A 21,506-nucleotide genomic window follows, 5' to 3' on the forward strand; every position below is an offset into this window, starting at 1 on the left:
CGGAAGAATCGTATACAGTCTTCTGTCCGCAGCGTTTACAGTCCATGAACTCGCGCTCATAGTGGCCAACGTGGCCGGATCCCCAGTGCTCGCCAGACCCCCCGCCCCCGCCGCTGCCCTGACCGTGGCGCAGGCGCTGGAGCTGCCCGCCCTGGCGGGCGCCCGCCTGGTCGCGGGGCATGCCGGGGCGCCGCATCCGATCCGGGTCGCCAACATCATGGAAGTGCCGGACATCGTCCGCTGGATGCGCGGTGGCGAGTTCCTGCTCACCACGGCCTATGCGGTACGTGACGACGAACGGGCCCTTGCCGCGCTCGTCCCGGAGATGGACCGGCGCGGGCTCGCCGCACTCGGCGTCAAGGTCGGCCCGTATCTGCCGGTACTCCCCGCCGCCATGCTGCGGGCGGCCGACGAACTCGGCTTCCCCATCGTGGAGTTGCCCGGCGAGGTGATGCTGAACGACATCCTCTCCGAGGTCATCGGAACCGTGCTCAACCGCCAGGCCCTCAGCCTGGAACGCTCCCAGGCGCTGCGCGAACGCCTTTCGCAGGCGGTCCTGAACGGCGGCTCCCAGCACGAACTCATCGTGCTGCTCGCCCATGAGACCGGCTGTCCCGCCGCCTTGCGTGCCGTCGACGGCACCGTCCTGAACGCCGCGAGTACGGTCCCCGACGGCGTGGAGCCGAGTGTCACCCGGCCGATCACCGTGGGCGGGCGGGCGCTCGGTGAGGTGGCGCTGTGGGGTGAGGGCCGCCGTACGACGGACACCGAACTCGCCCTGGCGGTCGAGCATGTGGCCAGCCTCGCCACGATGCTCCTGGTGCAGGAGCGGGCGCTGGCCGAGCGCGAGCGCCGCTACCGCACGCTGCTCCTGACCGCGCTGGTCTCGAACCCGCCCGGCGACCGCGCCGAGGCGGCCCGGCGCGCCGCCGCGCTCCGCTGGGGCCTGGGGCGCGCACGCGCCACCGCGGTCGTCGAGGTCACCGCGGCGCCGGGCGCACGGACCGCACCGGTCACCGAGGAACGGCTGCTCTCCGCCGCCCGTACCGCGCTCGGCGCGGGGACCCCCGCGTGGGGGACGCCGGGCGGAATGACGGTGCTCGCCGAGCCAGGACCCTCACTGCGGCGCACCTGCTCGGCGCTGCACCGCGCGGTCACCGCCGCCTGTCCCGCGCACACGGTCGCCGTGGGCGCGGGGACGGTGCGCGCCGACTTCGTGGAACTGCATCTCAGCCACGGCGAAGCGCTCTCCGCGCTCGCCCTCGGACGTGAACTCGAGGGAACGGCCGGCTCGTTCACGCGCCTGTACGAGGAGTGCGGGGTGTACCGGCTGCTCAACCAGCTGCCGGATGCCGAGCTGCGCTCCCTGGTGACCGAGGCGCTCGGCCCGCTGATCGAGCACGACGCCCGGCACGACAGCAGCCTGGTGCACAGCCTGAGCGTCTATCTGCAGCGCGACCGCAACGGCGTGGACGCCGCCGAGGAGCTGCACGTCCACTACAACACGCTGCGCTACCGCCTCAAGCAGATCGAGAAGCTCACCGGCGCACCGGACAAGGATCCGATGCGCCGGCTGCAGACCGAACTGGCGCTGCACGCCCACCGGTTGCTCAGCGCACGCCTTCACTGAGCGGTGCCTGCGGCGACGGCCCGGCCGGCTCGGCGGCGGCCCACGCCCGGCGCGCCGCACGCCACTGCGGCAGCGAGAACAGCAGGTAGAGGATCGCCCCGGTCAGCGGCAGCGTGTGCCACAGCTTGTCGTCGAAGCCGAAACCGAGGATCAGATTGATGCCGAGCCCGGCGAAGTACGCGGACACGGCCCGCCAGTTGACCGCGGCCACGGCCGCTGCGGACAGGTCGTAGCGGCCGCGCCGCAGCAGGAAGTAGTCGGCGACGAGGATGCCGGGGATGAGCGGGATGGCGTAGCCGAGATAGCCGAGGTAGGTCAGGAAGGCGTCCAGGATGCCCGCGCTCAGTCCGTAGTACGCGAGTCCGCAGGCCAGTACGCCGGCGATCACGTTGACGGCGATACGGGGCAGATCGATGGCTGTCCGTCCGGCGAGCGATGCCGCGTACATGTTGTTGACCTCATGCGGGAAGCCCTGGACGAAGATCGCGAAGGTGGCGAGCGCGCCGACGCCCACGATGCCGAAGGCCTCGCCCATATCGGCCTCGCGGACGCCGAGTCCGAGCAGGATGCCGAGCATGTTGAAGCCGAAGTTGCCGACCATGAACTCGGCGACGGTGGTGGTGTAGACGGTCGACCTGGACTTGCCGAAACGGGTGATGTCCGGGGTGACCGTGGCACCGGTCATCCACTTGTTCACCCCGAGCGCGAACAGGGCGAGCGCCGTGGCCTCCCCCGCGCGCGCCGGCTCGGCGCCCACGATCTCGCCGATCCCGCCCGCGTGGTCGATCGCGGCGATCACCGCGATCACGACGGTGACCAGCATCAGGGGCACGCTGATCCGGCCGACCCAGGTGAGCCCCTTGCCGAAGCCGACGATGGACAGGGCGGTGTACATCGCGCTGAGCACCACGCAGTAGACGAGGCCCAGCCATGGGTCCTTGCCGCCCGGCAGCACACCGGCCGTGATGCCGGTGCTGTAGCCGACGAAGCCGGCCGAAAGGAGGGCGATCACCAGGGACGGCAGCCTGCTGCCGCCGCGTCCGAAGGCGGCCTGGAGGCCGAGTGCGGTGGTGATGCGTTCGCGCTGGCCGATCAGTCCGCACAGGATCGACACCACGCTGACGACGAGGGACGAGCCGACGGCGATCAGGACACCGGTCCAGAACGGGAAGAAGAGCCCGAGCGACATCCCGTACAGGAGATCGGTCGCCGACACCGTGAATCCCATCCTGACCAGGGTGATCGACAGGGTGGAACGGCGTTCGTCCGGCGGCAGCCGGTCGGAGGCGAAGTCTTCGGTGGCTTCGGCGGCCCGTTGGGCTCGCGTCGTGGGTGTGCGGTCCGTTCGGGGGCTGTCCATCCGGGGGCACCTCTTCGTTGCTCGGCAGCGGGGACGGGAGCACGGATGCGGGTGTCCCGGAATGCTCGCCGCCCGTGGCGCCCGCGACACTGTCAGGCGGTGCCAGTGATCGTGGCCGCGCTGCTGGCACTTCACGCCGAAGCGGACACCCCGGGGGCGGACCGTACGGTCGGGTCATGGAGCAAGCCACGGACGACACTGCCCCCGACGACGGCACGGTGCGCACCGTCAACTCCCTGCGCCGCGACACCTATGCCGACTCTGTAGCCCTGATGAGAGCCGCCCGCCGGCTCGCCGACCTGCCGGGCGTGACAGCAGCGAGCCTGGTCATGGCCACCGAGGCGAATCTGCGCCTCCTGGCCGACGCGCACCTGCTCACCGCCGAGGCCGCCGAGGCCAGGCCCAATGACCTGATCGTGGCGGTACGAGGCGACGACGAGGCGCTCGCCCACGCGCTCGACGCCGTGGACGGCCTGCTGGAACAGTCCGACTCCCCCGTCGCATCCGAGACACCGACGGCCAGGGTCCGCGCCCTGACCGAGGCCGATCCCGCCACGGCCCTCGCCCTGATCTCCACGCCCGGCCCGTACGCCGCCGCCGAAGCGCTCAAGGCGCTGCGCCGCGGTATGCATGCCTTCGTCTTCAGCGACAACGTGCCGCTCGACCAGGAGATCCGCGTCAAGCAGGAGGCCCACCGCGCCGGGCTCCTCGCCATGGGTCCCGACTGCGGCACGGCGGTCATCGACGGGATACCGCTCGGCTTCGCCAACGTCCTGCGCCCCGGCCGCACCGGCCTGATCGGCGCCTCCGGTACGGGACTTCAGCAGGTCTCCTGCCTTCTGGACGCCAACGGAGAGGGCGTCCGGCAGATGATCGGCACCGGCGGCCGCGATCTGAGCGCCGACGTCGGCGGCATCACCACCCTGGACGCCCTGGAGCTCCTCGACGCCGACCCCGGCTGCGAGCTGATCGTCCTCGTCTCCAAGCCGCCCGCCCCGGAGGTCGCCGAGCGGGTGCTCGCACGGGCCGCGCGTGCGGGTAAACCGGTCGTGGCCTGCTTCCTCGACGGCAGCGGGTCCTTCGCCGGCGAAGGCACCCGGTCTTCGGCCGGCGGACGCGTCACGGTGGCGGGCACGCTGCGGGATGCGGCGTACGCGGCGGTCGAGGCGTTCGGCGGCAAGGCACCCCGTGGCGCCGAGCGGCCCCGACTGCCCGTACCGCGCGGTCATTTGCTGCGCGCTCTCTACGCGGGAGGCACGTTCGCGTACGAGGCCCGGCAGCTCCTCCCCGACGCGGCGACGGAAACGGGTCCGGCCGGGGGCGAAATCCTGCTCCCCGACCGGGACTTGATCCTCGACCTCGGCGACGACGCGTACACCGCGGGCCGCCCGCACCCCATGATCGACCCGACCGTGCGGGCCCGGCATCTGCGGGTCGCCCTGGACGATCCCCGTACCGCCGTCGTCGTGCTCGACGTCGTGCTCGGCCATGGCGCGGGAGCCGACCCCGCCGCGGCGCTCGCGGCAGAACTGGAGCGGGCGCCGTCGGGGGAACGGCCACCGGTGGTGGCGTTCGTGGTCGGCACGGACGCCGACCCGCAGGACCGGGCGGCTCAGGAGGCCCGGCTGCGCGCGGCCGGGGCGCTGCTCGCACCGACCAGCACCGATGCCATCGAGTGGGCCGCGGCGATGGTGACTTCGCCCGGGCATGAGCGTGCCCAGGAACTGACCACGGCAGGAGGCACCGTATGACGGCATCGGCCGGCGACACCCCGGAGCGGATGACGGCGATGTCCGGTGAGACGCCGGGCCGTATGCAGGGCATGCCCGGTGAGAACCCGGGGCGCATGAAGGGCATGCCCGGTGAGGCCCCGGGGCGCATGAAGGGGACGCCCGGCGAGAACCCGGGCTGTACGACGCCCCTGCTTGGTGAGACCCCGGGCCGCGCCGCCCCCTTGCTCGGTGCGGCACCGGTCCGTATCGCCTCAGTCGGCGTCCCGGACTTCGCGGAGGTGCCGCGCGGCGCGGGCGCGGAGGTCACCGCGCTCGACTGGCGGCCGCCTGCGTCCGGTGAACCGGAGTTGGCCTGGCGGCTCGCCGAACTCACCGGTCACTCCGCTGTCGAGGCCGCCAACCAGGAGGCCGTCGCACGCCTGCTCGCCGTGCGACCCGTATGGACCCGGGTGCTGCCCGCCCGCGAGGCGATCCCCGCGCTCGACGACTCCGGCCGCCGGCTCCTTCTGCACGCGGGCCCGCCCCTCGCCTGGCCGGACATGTGCGGCCCGATGCGCGCGGGCGTGATCGGCGCGGCGCTGCTCGAAGGCTGGGCGGACTCCCCCGAAGCGGCCGAACGCCTCGCGGACAGCGGCGCGCTGGAGTTCGCGCCGTGCCATCACCATGAAGCGGTCGGCCCGATGGGCGGCATCATCTCGCCCTCCATGCCGCTGATCGAGGTCGAGGACCGGGCCACCGGCCGCCGCGCCTACTCCAACCTCAATGAGGGAGCGGGCCGTTGTCTGCGCTACGGAGCGCTGGGCGAGGACGTGATGGAGCGGCTGCGCTGGATGGGGTCGGTCCTCGCACCCGCCTTGAGCGCGGCGCTGCACGCGCGCGGCGAAGGCGTCGATCTGCGGGCGATCACGGCGCAGGCCCTGCAGATGGGCGACGAGTGCCACAGCCGCAACACGGCCGCCTCCGCCCTGCTCCTGCGGGAACTCGCCGCCGACCTCTCCGGTTCGGCTCACGCCCGGGAGGTCCTGCGCTTCCTGTCCGACAACCACTACTGGTTCCTCAACTTCTCGATGGCCGCGGCGAAACTGGCGACCTCCGCCGCGCACGGGGTGCCGCACTCCACCTTGGTGACCGCGTTCGCCCGCAACGGGGTCGAGGTCGGGATCCGGGTCAGCGGCCTCGGCGACACATGGTTCACCGCGCCCGCCACCCAGGTCCGCGGCCTGTACTTCGCCGGGTACGGGCCCGAGGACGCCAACCCCGACATCGGCGACAGCGCGATCACGGAGACGTACGGGCTCGGCGGCTTCTCGCTAGCCGCGGCGCCCGCGATCACCGGGTTCGTGGGCGGCACGGTCGAGGAGGCGCTGCGCACCAGCCGCGAGATGGCCCGTATCTCCCTCGCCCGCCACGAGGCCTACCGCCTCCCGGCTCTCGGGGGTGTGGGCGCGCCGGTCGGCATCGATGTACGGGCGGTCCTGGACACAGGGATCGTGCCGGTCGTGACGACCGGGATCTCCCACCGCGAGCCGGGCATCGGGCAGATCGGCGCGGGCCTCACCCACGCGCCGCTCGAGTGCTTCCGCAAGGCGCTGGAGGCGATACGGGTGCCTGCCTTCGACGCCGCACCCCTGGCCGTCTCGCCGTGAGCCCCGAATGACTCCTCCTATGACTCCCCTTATGAGTCCCCCATGAGTCCAGCCGCGGTCCCGTGCGCCGCGTCCACACTCGTCGAGCCTCTGGTGCGGGGGCGTCGGCGGTGGGCTCGCGTGGTCGGTGTCACCGGGAAGGCGGTGTATCTGCTGCCGTACGAGGAGGAGTCGGCCGGGAACAGCCGGCTGTTCGCTCTGGTTGCCCCCACAGGGGTACGTGTCCCGTCGGCGGTCCTGCTGTCCCGCGCGGCGGGCGAGCACCCCTTCACGGGGATCGACCCGGGCGCCGTCGCCCGCATCGGCGGCGGCCGGGTCGAGCTGGGGCCGCTGCGCCTGGCGGCCGGGGTGTCCTGGGCGCCGCCCCGCGTCCAGGGCACACCGGTCGCGCAGGCGCTGCCGGCGCCTGCGCGGTTCGGTCCACCGCGCCAACTCCCGGGGGGTGTGGCTCCGTTCGCCCGGGAGCTGGCTGAGGCGCTGGGTGCGTGGCCCGCCCGCGTCGAGGCTCGGCCCGACCCCCTCCGCGGACCCGCCCTCGCTCTCCTGGGCCGAGGCCCCGGCCTCACCCCGTCCGGCGACGACTACCTCTGCGGTCTGCTTCTGGCGGCCAACGCCGCCGCACGTACGCCGAGTTGGCTGGCGCCCCTGATCAGCTCCGTCGCCGATGCCCCGGAACGCACCACCCTCGTCTCCGCCTCCCTCCTCGCCCACGCGGCCGGCGGCCACTGCATCCCCCAGGTCCACGACCTGCTGGGCGCCACGGCGGCTTCGGACGAGGTCCCGCCCGGCCCGCTCGCCGCGCTCCTCGCCGTCGGCCACAGCTCGGGCTCGGACCTGCTGCACGGACTGTGCGCGGGGGCCCGGCTGCTGACACGGGCGGGCTGACCGCCGCGAAGCGCCCCGCTCAGGCCGAGTCCCGCACGATCAGCTCCGGGTCGAAGACCACCGACGTGGGTTCGTCACGCTTTCCGCGGATGTGCTCCTCCAAGAGCCTGGCCATCTCGGCGGCCATGTCCTCGACCGGCTGGCGCACCGTGGTGAGTTGAGGGCTGCAGGTGACGGCGATGGTGGAGTCGTCGAAGCCGACCACCGCCACATCCTCGGGAATCCGGCGGCCGTGCTCACGGAGCACCTGGCACACGCCCTGGGCCATCAGATCGTTCGCGGCGAACACCCCGTCCAGATCCGGGTGTTCGGCAAGCAGGCCGGCCATCGCGGCCATGCCGCTGGCCAGCGTGAACCCACCCTCGGCTATCGGCACGTACGGACGGCCCTGGCGGGCCATCGCATCCCGGAACCCGTCGAGCCGGTCCTGGCTGGCGCGCACGTCGAGCGGCCCCGCCACCGTGACGATCCTGCGGCAGCCCCGGGCGAGCAGATGGTCGGCCGCCTGCCGTCCGCCGTCGCGGTGGTCCAGGTCGACATAGCTCAGGGCGACCGGGCGGGCCGGACGCGCGAAGAGCACCGCGGGCAGCCCCTCGGCGGCGAGTTGCGCGGGCAGCGGATCCTCGGGGTGCGTGGACACCACGAGCGCGCCGTCCGCGCTGCCCTGGCGCAGATACGACAGGACCTCGGCACGCGCCTCCGCGCTCTCCGCGAACATCAGCACGGGATGCATGCAGCGCGGCCTCAGATGACCGATGACTCCGCTGACCACCCGCCCGAAGAAGGGATCGGCGAAGACCCGTGCGGTGAAGGCGTTCTGGTCCTGCGCCGAAACGCCGCCCGCAGTGACGTCGCCCGCGCCGGAGACCACCAGCGCGACCGTGCCGCTGCGCCGGGTGACCAGGGATCTCGCGGCCCGGTTGGGCGTGTAGCCGGTGCGTTCGATCGCCCGCCGGACCAGATCCTGGATGCTCGGGTCCACGTTGCGCACGCCGTTGATGACCCGGGACACGGTCGCCCTGGACACTCCGGCTTCCCTGGCGACATCCTCCAGGGTCGGGGCCTGTCGGTTCATGCCCCGCACCATAACCGTGCGGTCGGCCGGCTGAATAGAGCGCTCTCCCATGATCGCTGGAGGACAAGGCCGCGTACGCCGCGCACGGGGCCCCAGGTCCGAGGCCCCGCCCCTGCTCACGCGTCGTCGGCCAGCCGCACCTCCACGGCCAGCCGTGGATCCCCTGCCGAGCGGCCGACGAGGAAGCGGCAGCGGCCGGGCTCCACACGCCACCCTCGCTCATCCACCGACCAGTACGTCAACAGCCGTGCCGGTACGCGTACTTCAACCGTGACCTCCTGCCCCGGTCCGGCGCGCACCCCGGCATAGCCCACGAGGCGGAGCTCCGGGTACTCCACCGCCGCACCCGGCCGGGTCAGATACACCTGGACGACCTCGCGGCCCTCCCTGGGACCGGTGTTGCGCAGGCGTACCGCCAACGTGACGTCCTCGCCGGGGCGGACGACGGGCGGCCCGGCGGCCTCCTCGTACGCCCAGGTCGTGTATCCGAGACCGTGCCCGAACCAGTACGCGGGCGCCCGCCTGCCGCGTCGCGCCCAGGCGCGGTAACCGATGTGCAGACCCTCCGCGTAGTGCAGCCGGCCCGCGGCCGGCCGCGTCCGCGTGACCGGGGCGTCGGCCAGCCGCACGGGCCACGTGGTGGGCAGCCTGCCGCCCGGCTCCACGCGCCCGCAGAGCACGTCGGCGAGCGCACCGCCCGCTTCCTGTCCGGGGAACCAGGACAGGAGCAGCGCGCCGACCTCGTCGCGCCAGGGCAGTTCGACCGGGCCGCCGCTGTTGACGACGGCGACGGTCCGCGGGTTGGCCGCCGCCACCGCCCGTACCAGCGCGTCCTGTTCCTCCCCGAGGGCGAGCGAGGTGCGGTCGCTGCCTTCGCACTCGGTGTGCTCGGTGGTGCCCACCGCCACGATGACCGCATCCGCGGAGTGGGCCGCCGCCACCGCCTGGCTCAGTGCGGTGTCGAGGTCCTCGGCCGGGGGCGCCGCGCTCAGGACCGTCGCGCGTCCCGTGTCCGGGGCGAGCTGCCGGGTGGCCACCACCAGTACCTCGTGTCCCGCGGTCAGCTCCACCTCCGCCTCGGCGGCGGGCGGGTTCACATGCACGACCGCGGGATCGTCCGTCGTACGGGGGAAGTCCCCGTCGAGGACGACGACTTCGTCCACGGTGATCCGCATCCGCCCGAATCCCGCGAGGCCCAGCCGCCAAGGCCCGGACGCACGTGGCTGCAGCCGGGCCCTGAGCTCGACCGTGTGCGCACCGGGGTCCACCGGCGGCTCCAACTGCCGCCCGGACCGGCGGTGTCCGGAGTACAGCGGGCGACCGTTCACATCGAGGACGCGCAGCCGCAGTCCCGGCTGCCCGGTCACCGGGTCCGTGCACAGGTCCGGGTCCAGCGGCGGCGCGGGACACCGCGGTGCGGGGCCCGGCACGTGCACGACACGGGCGCGGCCGCGCAGTGCGGCCCGGATACCGGCCAGGAACGACATCTCCGCGTGCGGGAAGACACCCGCGCTGCCGCCGCCCTGGGTGCGGGTGCGCGCCGCCGGCGCGCCGATGACGGCGACCGTCTTCAGCGCATGCGGGTCCAGCGGCAGCACCTCCCGATTGGTGAGCAGCACCATCCCCGAGGCGGCCGCGCGCCGCGCCAACCGCCGGCTCTCGGTGGACCGTGGCGACGCGGCCAGGTGCCCTGCGGCCCGTGCGGCAGGCTGCTCACCCCGCTGCAGCCAAGCGGCCAGCCGCAACAGCCGGCGCACCTTGTCGTCCACGGCCTCCTGCGACACCTCGCCGTTCTCGACCGCGCGCGACAGGGCTTCGCCCCACGGCCCTTCGGGGCCGGGCATGACCAGATCCAGGCCGGCGGCCGCGGTGTCGGCGGTGGTGCGTACGGCACCCCAGTCCGACACCACGACCCCGTCGAAACCCCACTCGCTCTTGAGCGGGTCCGTCAGAAGCGCGTTGGCGCTCATCGTGGCGCCGTTGACGCTGTTGTAGCCCGCCATGACGAGGCGCGCTCCGGCGGTCACGGCCGCTTCGAAGGGCGCCAGGTACACCTCGCGCAGCACCCGCTCGGCGACGCGGACGTCGACGGTGAGCCGGTCGGTCTCCGCGTCATTCGCCACGTAGTGCTTGGCCGCGGCGGCGACGCCCTGCGCCTGGATCCCGCGGATCAGTGCCGCCCCGGTCCGCCCGGTGAGTTCGGGGTCCTCTGAGAAGCACTCGAAGTGGCGTCCGCCGAGCGGGCTGCGGTGCAGATTGAGGTTGGGCGCGAGCACCACGTCCACGCCCTTGCGCCGGGCTTCGGCGGCGAGCAGCCCGCCGAGGGACTCGACCAGCTCGTCGTCCCAAGTCGCCGCGAGCGCCGAGGCCGAGGGCAGCAGCACGCAGGTGCTGCGTTCGTCCCAGGTCTGGCCGCGGACGCCCGCGGGTCCGTCGGAGAGCACCAACTCCCGCAGCTGCACGGCAGGTTCGGCGTGCGTGCGCCAGGTGGTGGCCCCGGTGAGCAGCCGGACCCTGGCGGCCGGGGTCAGTTTCTCGAGCAACCGGTCGAGTTCCTCGTCGTTCACTCAGACCTCCCTTCGTGGGGTGTGCCGGTCGGCGGATCACGGATCAGCTGTAGACGCCGAACTCGTACAGGGAGTAGCCCCACCCGGTCCCTCGAGCGGTGCCGTGCACGCGGACATAGCGGCCGGTCCCGGAGAGGTCGAAGGAGTCGACGCCGCCGTTGCCGTCGGTGACCTCGCGCAGTGTCTGCCAGTTCTGCCCGTCGTCCGAGGTCTGGATCGTGTAGGCCTTCGCGTACGAGGCCTCCCAGACGAGCTGGACATGCCGGAACGTCGTGCGCGAACCGAGGTCGACGCTCAGCCACTGCGGGTCGGTCCAGTCGCTGGCCCAGCGGGTCGTCGCACCGCCGTCGACGGCGTTCGAGGCCGGGCACGGGCAGTCGCCGTAGCTCTGCTGGAAGGAGGACGCGGTGGCCGGCTTGCCGAGCGCCACATTGGTGCCGCCCGGGGTGGGCGGCACGACCTTGACCGACCGTGTCTCGACGCCCACGTTGCCCCTGCCGTCCTTGACCTTGACGTACACCTTCCAGACGCCGGGCTTGTCGGGCGCGGTGACCTTGAGGCGTCCGCCGCCGAGGTCGGTGTGGGGCAAGGTGGTGAGGTACTTGTTCTGGTCGATGTAGTTGCTGCCCACCTGCACCTCGTACGTCAGCGCGTCGCCGTCGGGGTCGGTGACCTGCGTGTCGAGGGTGAGATCGCGCCCGGCCTCGACCTTCGTGGCATCGCCTTCGACGGTGAACCGGCCGATGACGGGCGGGGTGTTGTCGCCGGACGTGTCGGCTCCGTATGCGCGCTTCAGCGCGTAGTACGACAGCCGCTTCTCCCCGGCGGGCAGCAGGTTGAACCAGATGCCGCCGAAGTCGTATTCGAGGCCGTAGTGGAAGAGCGTGGCGCCGAGCGCGACGCCCTGGTGGTCCTTGATGCAGTTCCAGGCGCGGGTGTACCCCTCGGCCTTGGCGCGGTCGGTGGGCTCCTCGGGCACGCCGTTGATGTCGTCGGGCACCTCCCATTCGCCCGCGGGTCCGCCCTCGGTGACGATGTACGGCTTGCTGTACCCGCCCTGCTCCCAGGCGGACTTGACCTCGCACACGGCGTCGTAGGAGTTCACCGCGTACAGGTCCAGGTCGGGTGCGTTGCGCTTGTAGTAGGGCCAGGCGCCGACCCAGGCGTCCGTGGAGGTCACGGGGTGGTTCGGGTCCACGGCGTGGATCTTCTTGGTGACGTCGTTCACGAAGGCCGTGTACGCGTTGCGCTGGGCTTCCAGCTCGTCGCCGCTGTAGCAGTTCTGCAGGCCGAGCACCGACTCGTTCCCGACGTTCCACATCAGCACGCCCGGGTGGTCCTTGTACTCCTGGACCCACTTGGGGAACTCGTCGAGCATCTGGTTCTTGTACGCGGTGTCCGTCAGGTAGTTGACGCAGCCGCCGCTGCCCGGGCCGCCGCCCGGCTGCAGCCAGAAGCCGGCGATCACCTTGATGCCGTGGGCGGCCGCCGAGTCGAACAGGGGCTTGCTGGAGGCGTCGGTGCCCCAGGTGCGGACGGTGTTGACGCCCATCGATCTCAGGTCGGGCATATAGCGGTCGGCGTCGGCGACCGAAGGCCCCCAGGTGAGGCCCTTCACCTGGTACGGACTGCCGTCGACGGTCAGCTGCCAGTTGCCCTGGCCACCGGTCACCTTCACCACGCTCGGGGCGGCCTCGGCGCTCTGGGCGGGCAGGACGAGTGCGCCGGCGGCGAGCACGCCGGCGGTCAGCGGCGCCGCTATGCGGCGCGCGGGGGTTCGGGGTCGGGTCATCGTTGCCTCTCCGGTACGGATGCGGGTGCTGGGGGGTGCCGCGGGAGCCGGCCCGGGCCCGGGGGGGGGGCGTGGTGCCCGGGCCGGCCCGGTTCAGGGCAACTCGTAGTTCTCGTTCAGGGCGGCCCCGGCTTCGGGGTGCGTCTGGTCGTAGCCGCGTGCGTCGCACTGCAGGGCGCCGACGACGCAGTGGTCGACGAGGGCCTTGAGGGTGCGGTCGTCCCAGGCGTTGAAGAAGTCGTAGTGGAACGACCAGGCCTCACCGGACGAGAGCCGAACGTTCGACAGATCGCCGTTGACGGGGAAGGCCATCTTGAACTCGATCATCGGCAGCGCGACCGGGTGCGAGGCGGGGCAGATGTTGTTGTTCGTGCCGGGGTTCACCACCGGATACGCCATGTGGCTCTGGTGGTTCGGGGTGTCGAGGTACTTGCCGTCCCAGCAACTGGGCGCCTGGAAGCGGATGTTGACCTGGACGTCCTCGCGTTCGGGGCAATCGGCCGGGAAGTCGGTGTTGAAGAAGCTGTCACCGCACTCCCAGCCCTCCACGAACCCCTTGTGGGCGCGGAACTCCTCGCGGCTCTGCAGCGGGCTGCCGACGACATAGCGCAGCCCCTTGGGGAAGGGCCGCACGCTGGTGTAGTCGGTGACGCCGGCCTTGTAGTAGATGACCTGCGGTCCGATCGGCAGGACGGGCCGGTCGCCGTCGAGGAGCGTGGGCATCCAGTACGCCGACTTGTCGCCGGGCGCCAGGCACTTGGTGCCGGCCGCGGAGAGCGAGGCCGTGGTGCTGGCCGCGTCGGTCGTGGTGTTGCCCATGAAGGTGTGGTCGTGGGACTTGCCGGGTTGCTGCGGATAGACGATCGGGTCGTCCGGACGGGTGTGGCTGACCGAGCAGTTGGCCTGGAACTCGTGGAAGTAGCGGTGCGGCGGCTCCTTGGTGGAGGGCTCGACGCCGGTGACGGGCGGGTCGGCCGGTATGTAGCCGTCGCCGTCGGGGTCGTCCGCCGCGGCACGCGTCGAGGCGGCCATCTTGTGACCGGTGTGGGCGGCCTGGGCGATGGGGGCGGCGGCCGGCGCCGCACCGCTCGCGGGCGGACCGTCGACGCTGGCGGCGACACCGCCTATGCCGAGCGTGGTGAGCAGCAGGGCGCCGGCGATCAGACTCCCTGAGAGGACTTTCGATCTCCGTGGCATGGAGACCTCCTGGTCGATGGAAGGACGGTGGGGGTCGGGTTCTCACCCGGGTTGCGCCTTCACAGGGGAAAGCAGGAGAGCGCTCTCCCACTGCGGGAGTGTTGAGGTGGCCGCGTACGGTGTCAAGACATGGGACGGAAGGATCAGCGCGAACCGCAACTGCCTTCACTGCCTGATGCGTTGAGAATGAGCCTGCTGAGGCTCCGGAACGTGCTGCGCCACCTCTTGACGCGGGCTCACCGCACCTGAAGCATGCACGTTCGGAGAGCGCTCCCCCACCCCTGCTCGTTCATTACATGAACCAGGAGAGCCGCCCATGTCCTCAACCACCCCCCTCAACTCCCCAGAGCCGTCGCATGGTTCATCGCTCGGCAGACGCACCGTCCTGGGCGCCGCCGCCACGGCCGCGGTCCTGTCGGCGACCGCCGGCCGCGCCTCCGCGGCACCCGCGCACGCCCCCGCCTCCGCATCCGCATCCGCATCCTCACGAGCGGCGAAGCCCCGGCGCGACCTGCCCGGCGGCGGTGACCTCGGACCGAACGTGATCGTCTTCGACCCGTCGACGCCCGGCATCCAGGCGAGGCTCGACGAGATCTTCCGCGCGCAGGAGTCGGCCCAGTTCGGCACCGGCCGCTACGCCCTGCTGTTCAAGCCCGGTACGTACAACGGGCTCAACGCCCAACTCGGCTTCTACACCTCGATAGCGGGTCTCGGCCTCTCCCCCGACGACACCACCATCAACGGCGATGTGACCGTCGACGCGGGCTGGTTCAACGGCAACGCCACCCAGAACTTCTGGCGCTCGGCGGAGAACCTGGCCCTCGTCCCCGTCAACGGCACCAACCGCTGGGCGGTGTCCCAGGCCGCGCCGTTCCGCCGGATGCATGTGCGCGGGAGCCTCAACCTCGCGCCCGACGGGTACGGCTGGGCCAGCGGCGGCTATATCGCGGACAGCCGGATCGACGGCCAGGTCGGACCGTACTCGCAGCAGCAGTGGTACACCCGCGACAGCTGGGTCGGCGGCTGGGTCAACGCGGTCTGGAACATGGTGTTCTCCGGCGTCGAGGGCGCCCCGGCCCAGAGCTTTCCCAACCCTCCGTACACCACGCTCGACACCACCCCGGTCTCGCGCGAGAAGCCGTTCCTGTATCTCGACGGCAGCGCGTACCGCGTGTTCCTGCCGGAGAAGCGCACCGGTGCCCGCGGGGTCAGCTGGGGTTCGGGCACCCCGCGCGGCACCTCACTGCCGCTGGAGCGGTTCTACGTCGCGCGTCCCGGCGATTCGGCGGCCACGCTCAACCAGGCGCTCGCCCAGGGCCTGCACCTGCTCCTGACTCCGGGCATCTACCACGTCGACCAGCCGATACGGGTGGAGCGCGCGGGCACGGTGGTGCTGGGTCTCGGCTATGCGACGCTCATTCCCGACGGCGGCGCCACGGCCCTGACCGTCGCCGACGTCAGCGGCGTACGCCTGGCCGGTTTCCTGATCGACGCGGGACCCGTCAACTCCGCCACCCTGATCGAGGTCGGCCCGCAGGGCGCGTCCGCCGACCACGCGGCCGACCCGGTCACCGTCCAGGACGTGTTCATCCGCGTCGGCGGCGCGGGCGCGGGCAAAGCGACCACCGGCATGGTCGTCAACGCCCGCCACACGATCATCGACCACACCTGGATCTGGCGCGCCGACCACGGCGAAGGAGTCGGCTGGGAGACCAACCGCTGCGACTACGGGTTGATCGTCAACGGCGACGATGTTTTGGCGACCGGCCTGTTCGTGGAGCACTTCAACAAGTACGACGTCCAGTGGTACGGGCAGCGCGGCCGCACCGTCTTCTTCCAGAACGAGAAGGCGTACGACGCCCCCAACCAGGCCGCGATCCAGAACGGATCGATCAAGGGCTACGCGGCGTACAAGGTGGCCGACTCCGTGACGGAGCACGAGGGTTGGGGCCTGGGCAGCTACTGCTACTACAACGTCGACCCGAGCATCGTGCAGCACCACGGTTTCGCGGCTCCGGTCACACCCGGCGTGCGCTTCCACGGCCTGCTCGTGGTCTCTCTCGGCGGCAACGGCCAGTACGAGCACGTCATCAACGACACGGGCGCCCCGACATCGGGCACGTCGACGGTCCCGTCCACGGTGGTGTCGTATCCCTGATGGTCCACCCGTGTACGGGTGAGCAGCCTGGCTCCCCCGTACATGACTCACGCGCGTGCCGTACCGCCGCACGGCACGCGCGTGAGGGAGTGCGACTCGGCTCAGCTCACGGGCGTGAGCGTGAGTGTCTGCTCGGCGGCGGTGCGCCCGCCGCCGGCCGCGTTGCCCGTGGTGTCGGTCCACGCGCGGGGCGGGGTGGTCTCCACCAGGCGGTCCGCGGCCGCCGACATCCCGATGACCAGGCCGCTGTAGCGGTTGACCAGGCGGTACGTGGCGGTGGGCGCACCATCCGTCGTGGTGGTGCGGATGACGAACCACTGCTGGCCGACGCTCGGACCGCCCTTGGGCGCGGCCGTCACGGTCGGGTCCGCGCCCCAGGCGCGGCCCGCGTTCCTGGCCGAGTCGACACCGAGGAGCTGCTTCGTGGCGGCGTTGGCGATGCGGTACGAGCCGTCACCGTTGGACGTGAAGGTCCACTTGCTGCGGGCGGAGCCGGCGGTGGACAGGGAGGTGGTCCCGGTACCGCGGGTTGCCTGGGCCAGTGCGCGACCGCCTTCACTGCCGATGGTGAAGGTCGCACCCGACTCGACCGGTGCGGCGGGCGAGTCCGTCTCGATCGTGGTGTTGTAGTACTCGCCGCTGCCGCCGCCCGAGCACTGCCAGGAGCAGTAGTTGCGGAAGTTCTTGCCGACGATGGTGGAACCGGTCTTGTTCACCGAGTCCAGCATCCAGCGGTACCAGGACCCCGACTTGTAGGCGCCGGTGTCGCCGATGAGCTTCCACTTCTGCGTGGACAGGTCGTCGGTCGCGTAGAAGCGCTGGGACTCGCTGCTGTCCTGGACGATCGCCTCGGGCGTGCCGATGTACAGGCCGAGGTACGCGTTGTAGGCGATGTTCATCGTCAACAGGTCGGACTTGGCGGGGAGTTCACCGGCAGCCACCTGCTCGGCGACGTTCCCGTCGTTCGCCGGGTCGTAGTCGTTCCCGACGGGCGTGTAGCCCTTGGGGTTCTCGGCGCTGACCGGCTCCATGTTGCTTTCCTTGCCGCCGACCCCGGGCTGCGACCAGGCGCCGTCGTACCACTTCTGCCAGGACCCCGGCGCCATCTTCGCGGACATCGGGGCGCGCGCCACATGGCCGCGGCTGGCGTCGGTCCAGCCGCCGGAGACGCCGCCCTTCGGGATGGGGGGGGAGTTGGAGTTGCCGGAGGAGGAGCCGGACGCGGTGGCGACGAACAGCCGCGCGTCACCGTTGCCGTAGTGGTACAGGTCGTGCGGGAAGGCCTGGTTGTCACCGCGCTTGGTGCTGTACGGCGAGGTCAGGACGTGGTCCTTGATGTCCCAGGTCCTGCCCTGGTCCTTGGAGACGGCGTAGTCGATCGCGTCGTAGTGCAGTCCGTCGTCGAAGGGGCTCGGCGTGAACTCGTTGTGCACCAGGCCGTACCAGTCGCCGGTGTCCGGGTCGACCCAGACACCCATGAGATCGCAGTAGTTCTTCTGCGAGTAGTGCGAGAGGTCGGGGCCGTAGGTGGACTCACGGCCGGTGGGGCTGTTGTTGCAGCGCCAGGTCGTGTCGTCGTTGCGGTCACGTGCGTCGGCCGGGTTGACCGCGCTGCTGAGCTTGGTGTCCAGCTTCGCCGAGTCGAAGTCACGGCCCGTGTGGAACGACCACTTGCGCGGGTCGTTCGCCGCGTACAGCGCGTGCGCGGACTGGTAGTGGAACGTGCCGTCCTTGTCTATGTACGTGCCGGCCGGGGTGTCGTCGGGGTTGGTCCACGTGCCGATCTGCCCGACGTTCACCGCATACGACGGGTCGTCTTCGGCGGCGGCTGCCGTCGGCGACGACAACGCCGCACCTGCCACCAGGGCGGCCACCGCGGCGAGCGCGCCGGCCGTCCGTGCTCTCGTACGAGCGGACATACGAGTTGCCACAGGTACTCCTCGATTCAGGAGAGAGGGGAGGGGGATCGAACCGGCGACCACCCGAGGGCGGTACGCCACTCGAGGACCAGCCAGCCGCGGTGCGGCAGAGCCGGCTCGAGGTGCAGGGGGCCGGCCGCTGACGTCATGGCGGCCGGGACCGGGTCGGCCAACGGCGCGAGCAACGTGGCGCGCACCGCGTCCGGGGCGTGGGGCAGATCGATGCGCGGATGGGCGGGATCGGCGCTGCCGTTGGCAATCGCGAGCCGGAGTGTGTCGCCCGACCGGGACAGCCGCGGGATGAGATGGGGAGCGCCGTCGATCAGCGGAAGCCCGGGGTGATCGCCTTCCAGGAACCGCACCGATGTGTGGAGCAGGCGCTGCCCCCGGTCGCTGCGGGCGAGTCGGTCGGGCACGGTCGCGGCGAGGACCGCGACGCGTCCGCCGAGTGCGTTCACGAAATGGCAGCGGCCGGCGCCCCAGTGACTGTCGTCCGGCGTCAGGATCTCGGTGATCACCTGGGCGCCGGGTACCGGTTCGAGCCGGGCGAGCGCCGGCTGGACGTCGACGCTCACGTATTCGCCCACATCCGCGCCGGCGAGTGCCGTGATCCGCTCGGCCGCGTAAGGGCCGGGCTGTGCCGGTTCCTCCCGGGCGTAAAGCCGTCCGGCCCGCACCCCGAGCAGGTCGGCGAAGCCGCGCTCGGTGAGCAGCTGAGCGGCCACACCGTCCAGGAGCAGCCCGCCGCTCAGCATCGCGCGCAGCTCGTCCTCGCCGAAGGCGTCGACGGCCCGGCCGAACAGCGCCTGGACGGGGGCCGGTCCGGCGGTCACGGGAACCCCGTAGCCGAGCAGGAAGTCCGCCGTGCGCGCAGGATCGGCCTCCAGCTCCTGCCAGCGCCCGCCGGTGGTCCGCAGGTGAGCGGCGGTGTCCGGCTTCCAGGGCAGCCCGATGCCGAGGGAGGCGGACTGTTCGGGGCGCAGCCCGGCGGCCCAGTCGAGCGCGGGCCGTGCGCGGCTCAGAAGCCGGTCGATGCGCGGGAACTGCTCGGCCCGCTCGGCCGAGCTGGGGTGCACGTTCAACAGGAGAGCCTCGGCGCCGGCGAGCTGCGCGGTCACCATTTCGGACCAGGTCTGCGTGTCCGACTTGGACCAGGCGGTGTGCGGCCAGTTCTCGATCTCGGGCTCACAGGCCACATACGGCGGACGCAGCGCGCGCTGTGCCTCGAGGGACCACACGGCCGAGGCCAGGCTCCGGCCCGGAGTGTCGGAGTAGGGCGCGAAGTGCGGCCGCTGGGTGACCTGTTGCCCGATCGACAGCGCGGTGAACAGGGCGTCCCAGTCACGTCCCTCCACGGAGTGCAGGGCCGGCAGCGAACTCATCAGGCCCAGCCGGCCGCGGCCGGCGGAGTTCTCCCGTACGGACTGCGCGAGGCCTTCCGCGACTTCGAGCTGCGCGGTGCGCCAGACCTGCTGCAGCAGGGCGCGCCAGGGATGCGGGCGGCCGGGCGCGGTCACGGCGGCGACCACCTCCTCGCGCGCGACCTGCTCCCCCACCAGCCGGGACAGGCGCTCCATCATCAGCGGCTCGAAGCCGCCGCCCCAGTCCAGCGGCGCGTGGTTGTGGAAGCGGAAGTCGTCCTCGACCCAGAGCACCCGGAAGCCGAGCCGGGCGAAGCGCCCGTAGTGCGCGTACAGCCAGGAGCGCCATGCCGGGCAGGCGAACGAGGCCTGGGCGGCGGCCACTTGACCGGTCGGCGAGACCATGGGGGCGAAACCGAGCCGGTCCCTGCGGCCGCGGTCCGCGTGCCCGACCGTCACCCACGGGTTGAGGCTGACCTCCACGCCCGCGCCCCTCAGGACGTCTCGCGCCTGGGCCGCCGCCGCGAACCAGGTGTCCTCCTCCGCTCCGGCCAGATGACCCGTGTACGCCTCTTCGGCGCCGAGCAGCAGAACGACTTCCGCGACCTCGTTCTCCTGGCACACCTTGGCCAGGTGCCCGGCCCGCTCGGCCAGGTCGTCGCCGGGCCGCAGCTGGTAGCGCAGGTGGTAGCGGGCCCTCGGGCCACGGGGCGTCAACGGCGCACCTTCATCCCTGGTCTCCATCGCCGAGCTCTTTTAGTTCGACTAGAATCTGAAATTAATACGCCCTCGTCAACAGGCTGGAGGCAGGAAGTTATAGCCGCATTCAGGAGCCTCTCGCCGAGGGCCGACCGTTCGCGTACGTTGACCGGGAGTACGGGTGAGGGCGCGAAGAGGGGCCAAGTGAACGTAGATCGACCCAGATCAGGCGTACGGAACGTGGGCGGGGACGGATCGTCCAAGGCACGTGACCGCGCGTCGCTGCGCCGGACCAATCTCGCTCTGGTGCTGCGTCTGTTGCGCGACGCGGGCCCACGGCCACGCACGCAGATCGCGACGGAGACCGGCCTGCCCAAGGCCACGATCACCAACCTGGTCGCGGAGCTGGTGGAGCGCGGTCTCGTGCGCGAAGGGGATTCCGCGCGCGACGGGGCCGTCGGCCGCCCGAGCCGCACCCTCGAGATCGACGGCCGCTCCGTGTGCGGTATCGGCCTGGAGATCAGTGCCGACTACGTCCATCTGATCGCCCTCGACCTGCGCGGCGAGGTCGCCGCCGAACACCGCCTGCCGCTCGACGCCCGGGCCGCCGGCCCGGACGCGGTCCTCGACCGGGCGGCGGAGGCGATCCGCGCCACCCGCCGGACGCTGCACGGACGCAACGCGCAGGCCGTCGCGGTGACGGTCGCCGCACCGGGCGTGATCCAGCGCGACAGCGGAGTCGTCTCCTACGCACCGAACATCGGCTGGCGTGAGGTCGATGTCGTCGGCGGCCTACGGGAGCGGCTCGGCCGCAGCTGTCCGCCCGTCCAGCTGGAGAACGACGCCAAACTCGGCGCCGTGGCCGAGCACTTGGTCGCCGCGCAGGCCGGCATCCACGACCTGATCTATGTGACCGGCGAGACCGGCGTCGGCGGCGGCATCATCTCCGACGGCCGGCTGCTGCGCGGATCGGCCGGATTCGCCGGCGAGATCGGCCATATGCGTCTGGCCCCCGACGGAAAGCCGTGCGCCTGCGGGCGGCAGGGCTGTTGGGAGACCATGGTCGGCCTCAACGCTCTGCTCGAGCACGCGGCCGCACCCGACGACCTCGTACGCGACCCGAGCGTGGACCTGGAGCAGCGCCTCGCGGAACTCAGGCGCCGCGCGGACGCGGGCGAGCCCGCCACCCGGGCCGCGCTCAACAGGATCGCCGACGGCCTCGGCCTGGGGCTGACGGTACTGGCCGATGTGCTCAACCCACGGGCCATCGTCCTGGGCGGCTACTTCGCCTATTTCGGCGACCACTTCATCGCGCAGGTGGAGACCGAACTCACCGCACGCGTCGTGGCCCCCGACGCGGGCGGCTGCACGGTGCTGGCCTCCACCCTCGGGTTCACCGCGGCGGCGCGCGGCGGCGCCCACGCCTCGTTGGACTTCGTGTACCAGGATCCGGGCGGGACGATGGCAACACCGGGGTGAGATAC

At 71.7% G+C, this 21,506-nt stretch carries 13 protein-coding genes; 6 read left to right on the forward strand and 7 right to left on the reverse strand.

Annotated features, from left to right (window positions below):
• Positions 1 to 70: 70 nt before the first annotated feature.
• The gene (locus tag JAO81_RS11710; protein ID WP_307813307.1) at positions 71 to 1,630 is read left to right on the forward strand and encodes a PucR family transcriptional regulator; all 1,560 of its coding nucleotides are present in this window, start codon (positions 71 to 73) and stop codon (positions 1,628 to 1,630) included.
• Here JAO81_RS11710 and JAO81_RS11715 read toward each other — a convergent pair.
• Positions 1,611 to 2,990, reverse strand: coding sequence for a cytosine permease (locus tag JAO81_RS11715; protein WP_199547736.1), 1,380 nt, complete (start codon positions 2,988 to 2,990; stop codon positions 1,611 to 1,613). The two genes, JAO81_RS11710 and JAO81_RS11715, sit on opposite strands and share 20 nt — an antisense overlap.
• 176 nt (positions 2,991 to 3,166) lie before the next feature.
• On the opposite strand from JAO81_RS11715, the gene fdrA reads away from it, so the two are divergent.
• From fdrA to JAO81_RS11730, 3 genes are read left to right on the forward strand one after another with little or no spacing between them, the layout of a single operon-like run.
• Entirely contained in the window at positions 3,167 to 4,741 is a 1,575-nt protein-coding gene (gene fdrA / locus JAO81_RS11720) for an acyl-CoA synthetase FdrA (protein WP_233415236.1), read from the forward strand.
• Entirely contained in the window at positions 4,738 to 6,369 is a 1,632-nt protein-coding gene (locus JAO81_RS11725; protein WP_233415237.1) for a DUF1116 domain-containing protein, read from the forward strand. Before fdrA ends, JAO81_RS11725 begins: the two co-directional genes overlap by 4 nt.
• A 42-nt stretch (positions 6,370 to 6,411) precedes the next feature.
• Positions 6,412 to 7,254, forward strand: coding sequence for a DUF2877 domain-containing protein (locus JAO81_RS11730; protein WP_199547737.1), 843 nt, complete (start codon positions 6,412 to 6,414; stop codon positions 7,252 to 7,254).
• Positions 7,255 to 7,273: 19 nt separating this feature from the next.
• On the opposite strand, the gene JAO81_RS11735 is transcribed toward JAO81_RS11730, so the two are convergent.
• From JAO81_RS11735 to JAO81_RS11750, 4 genes are all read right to left on the reverse strand, one after another.
• Positions 7,274 to 8,329: a LacI family DNA-binding transcriptional regulator gene (locus JAO81_RS11735; RefSeq protein ID WP_199547738.1), complete on the reverse strand. Its 1,056-nt coding sequence runs from the start codon at positions 8,327 to 8,329 to the stop codon at positions 7,274 to 7,276.
• Between the two features lie 116 nt (positions 8,330 to 8,445).
• Entirely contained in the window at positions 8,446 to 10,896 is a 2,451-nt protein-coding gene (locus JAO81_RS11740; RefSeq protein WP_199547739.1) for a glycoside hydrolase family 3 C-terminal domain-containing protein, read from the reverse strand.
• Positions 10,897 to 10,939: 43 nt separating this feature from the next.
• Positions 10,940 to 12,688, reverse strand: coding sequence for a discoidin domain-containing protein (locus tag JAO81_RS11745; RefSeq protein WP_199547740.1), 1,749 nt, complete (start codon positions 12,686 to 12,688; stop codon positions 10,940 to 10,942).
• 93 nt (positions 12,689 to 12,781) lie between these two features.
• Entirely contained in the window at positions 12,782 to 13,885 is a 1,104-nt protein-coding gene (locus JAO81_RS11750) for a DUF1996 domain-containing protein (RefSeq protein ID WP_199547741.1), read from the reverse strand.
• Between the two features lie 316 nt (positions 13,886 to 14,201).
• On the opposite strand from JAO81_RS11750, the gene JAO81_RS11755 reads away from it, so the two are divergent.
• Complete coding sequence (locus JAO81_RS11755; protein WP_199547742.1) at positions 14,202 to 16,043, forward strand: coagulation factor 5/8 type domain-containing protein; 1,842 nt, start codon at positions 14,202 to 14,204, stop codon at positions 16,041 to 16,043.
• Between the two features lie 101 nt (positions 16,044 to 16,144).
• On the opposite strand, the gene JAO81_RS11760 is transcribed toward JAO81_RS11755, so the two are convergent.
• Positions 16,145 to 17,974, reverse strand: a complete 1,830-nt coding sequence (locus tag JAO81_RS11760; protein ID WP_307813309.1) for an RICIN domain-containing protein — start codon at positions 17,972 to 17,974, stop codon at positions 16,145 to 16,147.
• Between the two features lie 14 nt (positions 17,975 to 17,988).
• Positions 17,989 to 20,067, reverse strand: a complete 2,079-nt coding sequence (locus tag JAO81_RS11765) for a hypothetical protein (RefSeq protein ID WP_199547743.1) — start codon at positions 20,065 to 20,067, stop codon at positions 17,989 to 17,991.
• A 159-nt stretch (positions 20,068 to 20,226) separates the two neighbouring features.
• On the opposite strand from JAO81_RS11765, the gene JAO81_RS11770 reads away from it, so the two are divergent.
• Positions 20,227 to 21,501: an ROK family transcriptional regulator gene (locus tag JAO81_RS11770; protein WP_199547744.1), complete on the forward strand. Its 1,275-nt coding sequence runs from the start codon at positions 20,227 to 20,229 to the stop codon at positions 21,499 to 21,501.
• The last annotated feature ends 5 nt before the right edge of the window (positions 21,502 to 21,506 follow it).

The organism is Streptomyces sp. N35, assembly GCF_016464295.1.
Classification (GTDB): Bacteria; Actinomycetota; Actinomycetes; order Streptomycetales; family Streptomycetaceae; genus Streptomyces.

Coding starts and splice junctions, on each gene's coding strand:
- JAO81_RS11715 (WP_199547736.1), bottom strand. CDS start 2,990: ATGGACAGCCCCCGAACGGACCGCACACCCACGACGCGAGCCCAACGG.
- fdrA (WP_233415236.1), top strand. CDS start 3,167: ATGGAGCAAGCCACGGACGACACTGCCCCCGACGACGGCACGGTGCGC.
- JAO81_RS11725 (WP_233415237.1), top strand. CDS start 4,738: ATGACGGCATCGGCCGGCGACACCCCGGAGCGGATGACGGCGATGTCC.
- JAO81_RS11730 (WP_199547737.1), top strand. CDS start 6,412: ATGAGTCCAGCCGCGGTCCCGTGCGCCGCGTCCACACTCGTCGAGCCT.
- JAO81_RS11735 (WP_199547738.1), bottom strand. CDS start 8,329: ATGAACCGACAGGCCCCGACCCTGGAGGATGTCGCCAGGGAAGCCGGA.
- JAO81_RS11745 (WP_199547740.1), bottom strand. CDS start 12,688: ATGACCCGACCCCGAACCCCCGCGCGCCGCATAGCGGCGCCGCTGACC.
- JAO81_RS11750 (WP_199547741.1), bottom strand. CDS start 13,885: ATGCCACGGAGATCGAAAGTCCTCTCAGGGAGTCTGATCGCCGGCGCC.
- JAO81_RS11755 (WP_199547742.1), top strand. CDS start 14,202: ATGTCCTCAACCACCCCCCTCAACTCCCCAGAGCCGTCGCATGGTTCA.
- JAO81_RS11765 (WP_199547743.1), bottom strand. CDS start 20,067: ATGGAGACCAGGGATGAAGGTGCGCCGTTGACGCCCCGTGGCCCGAGG.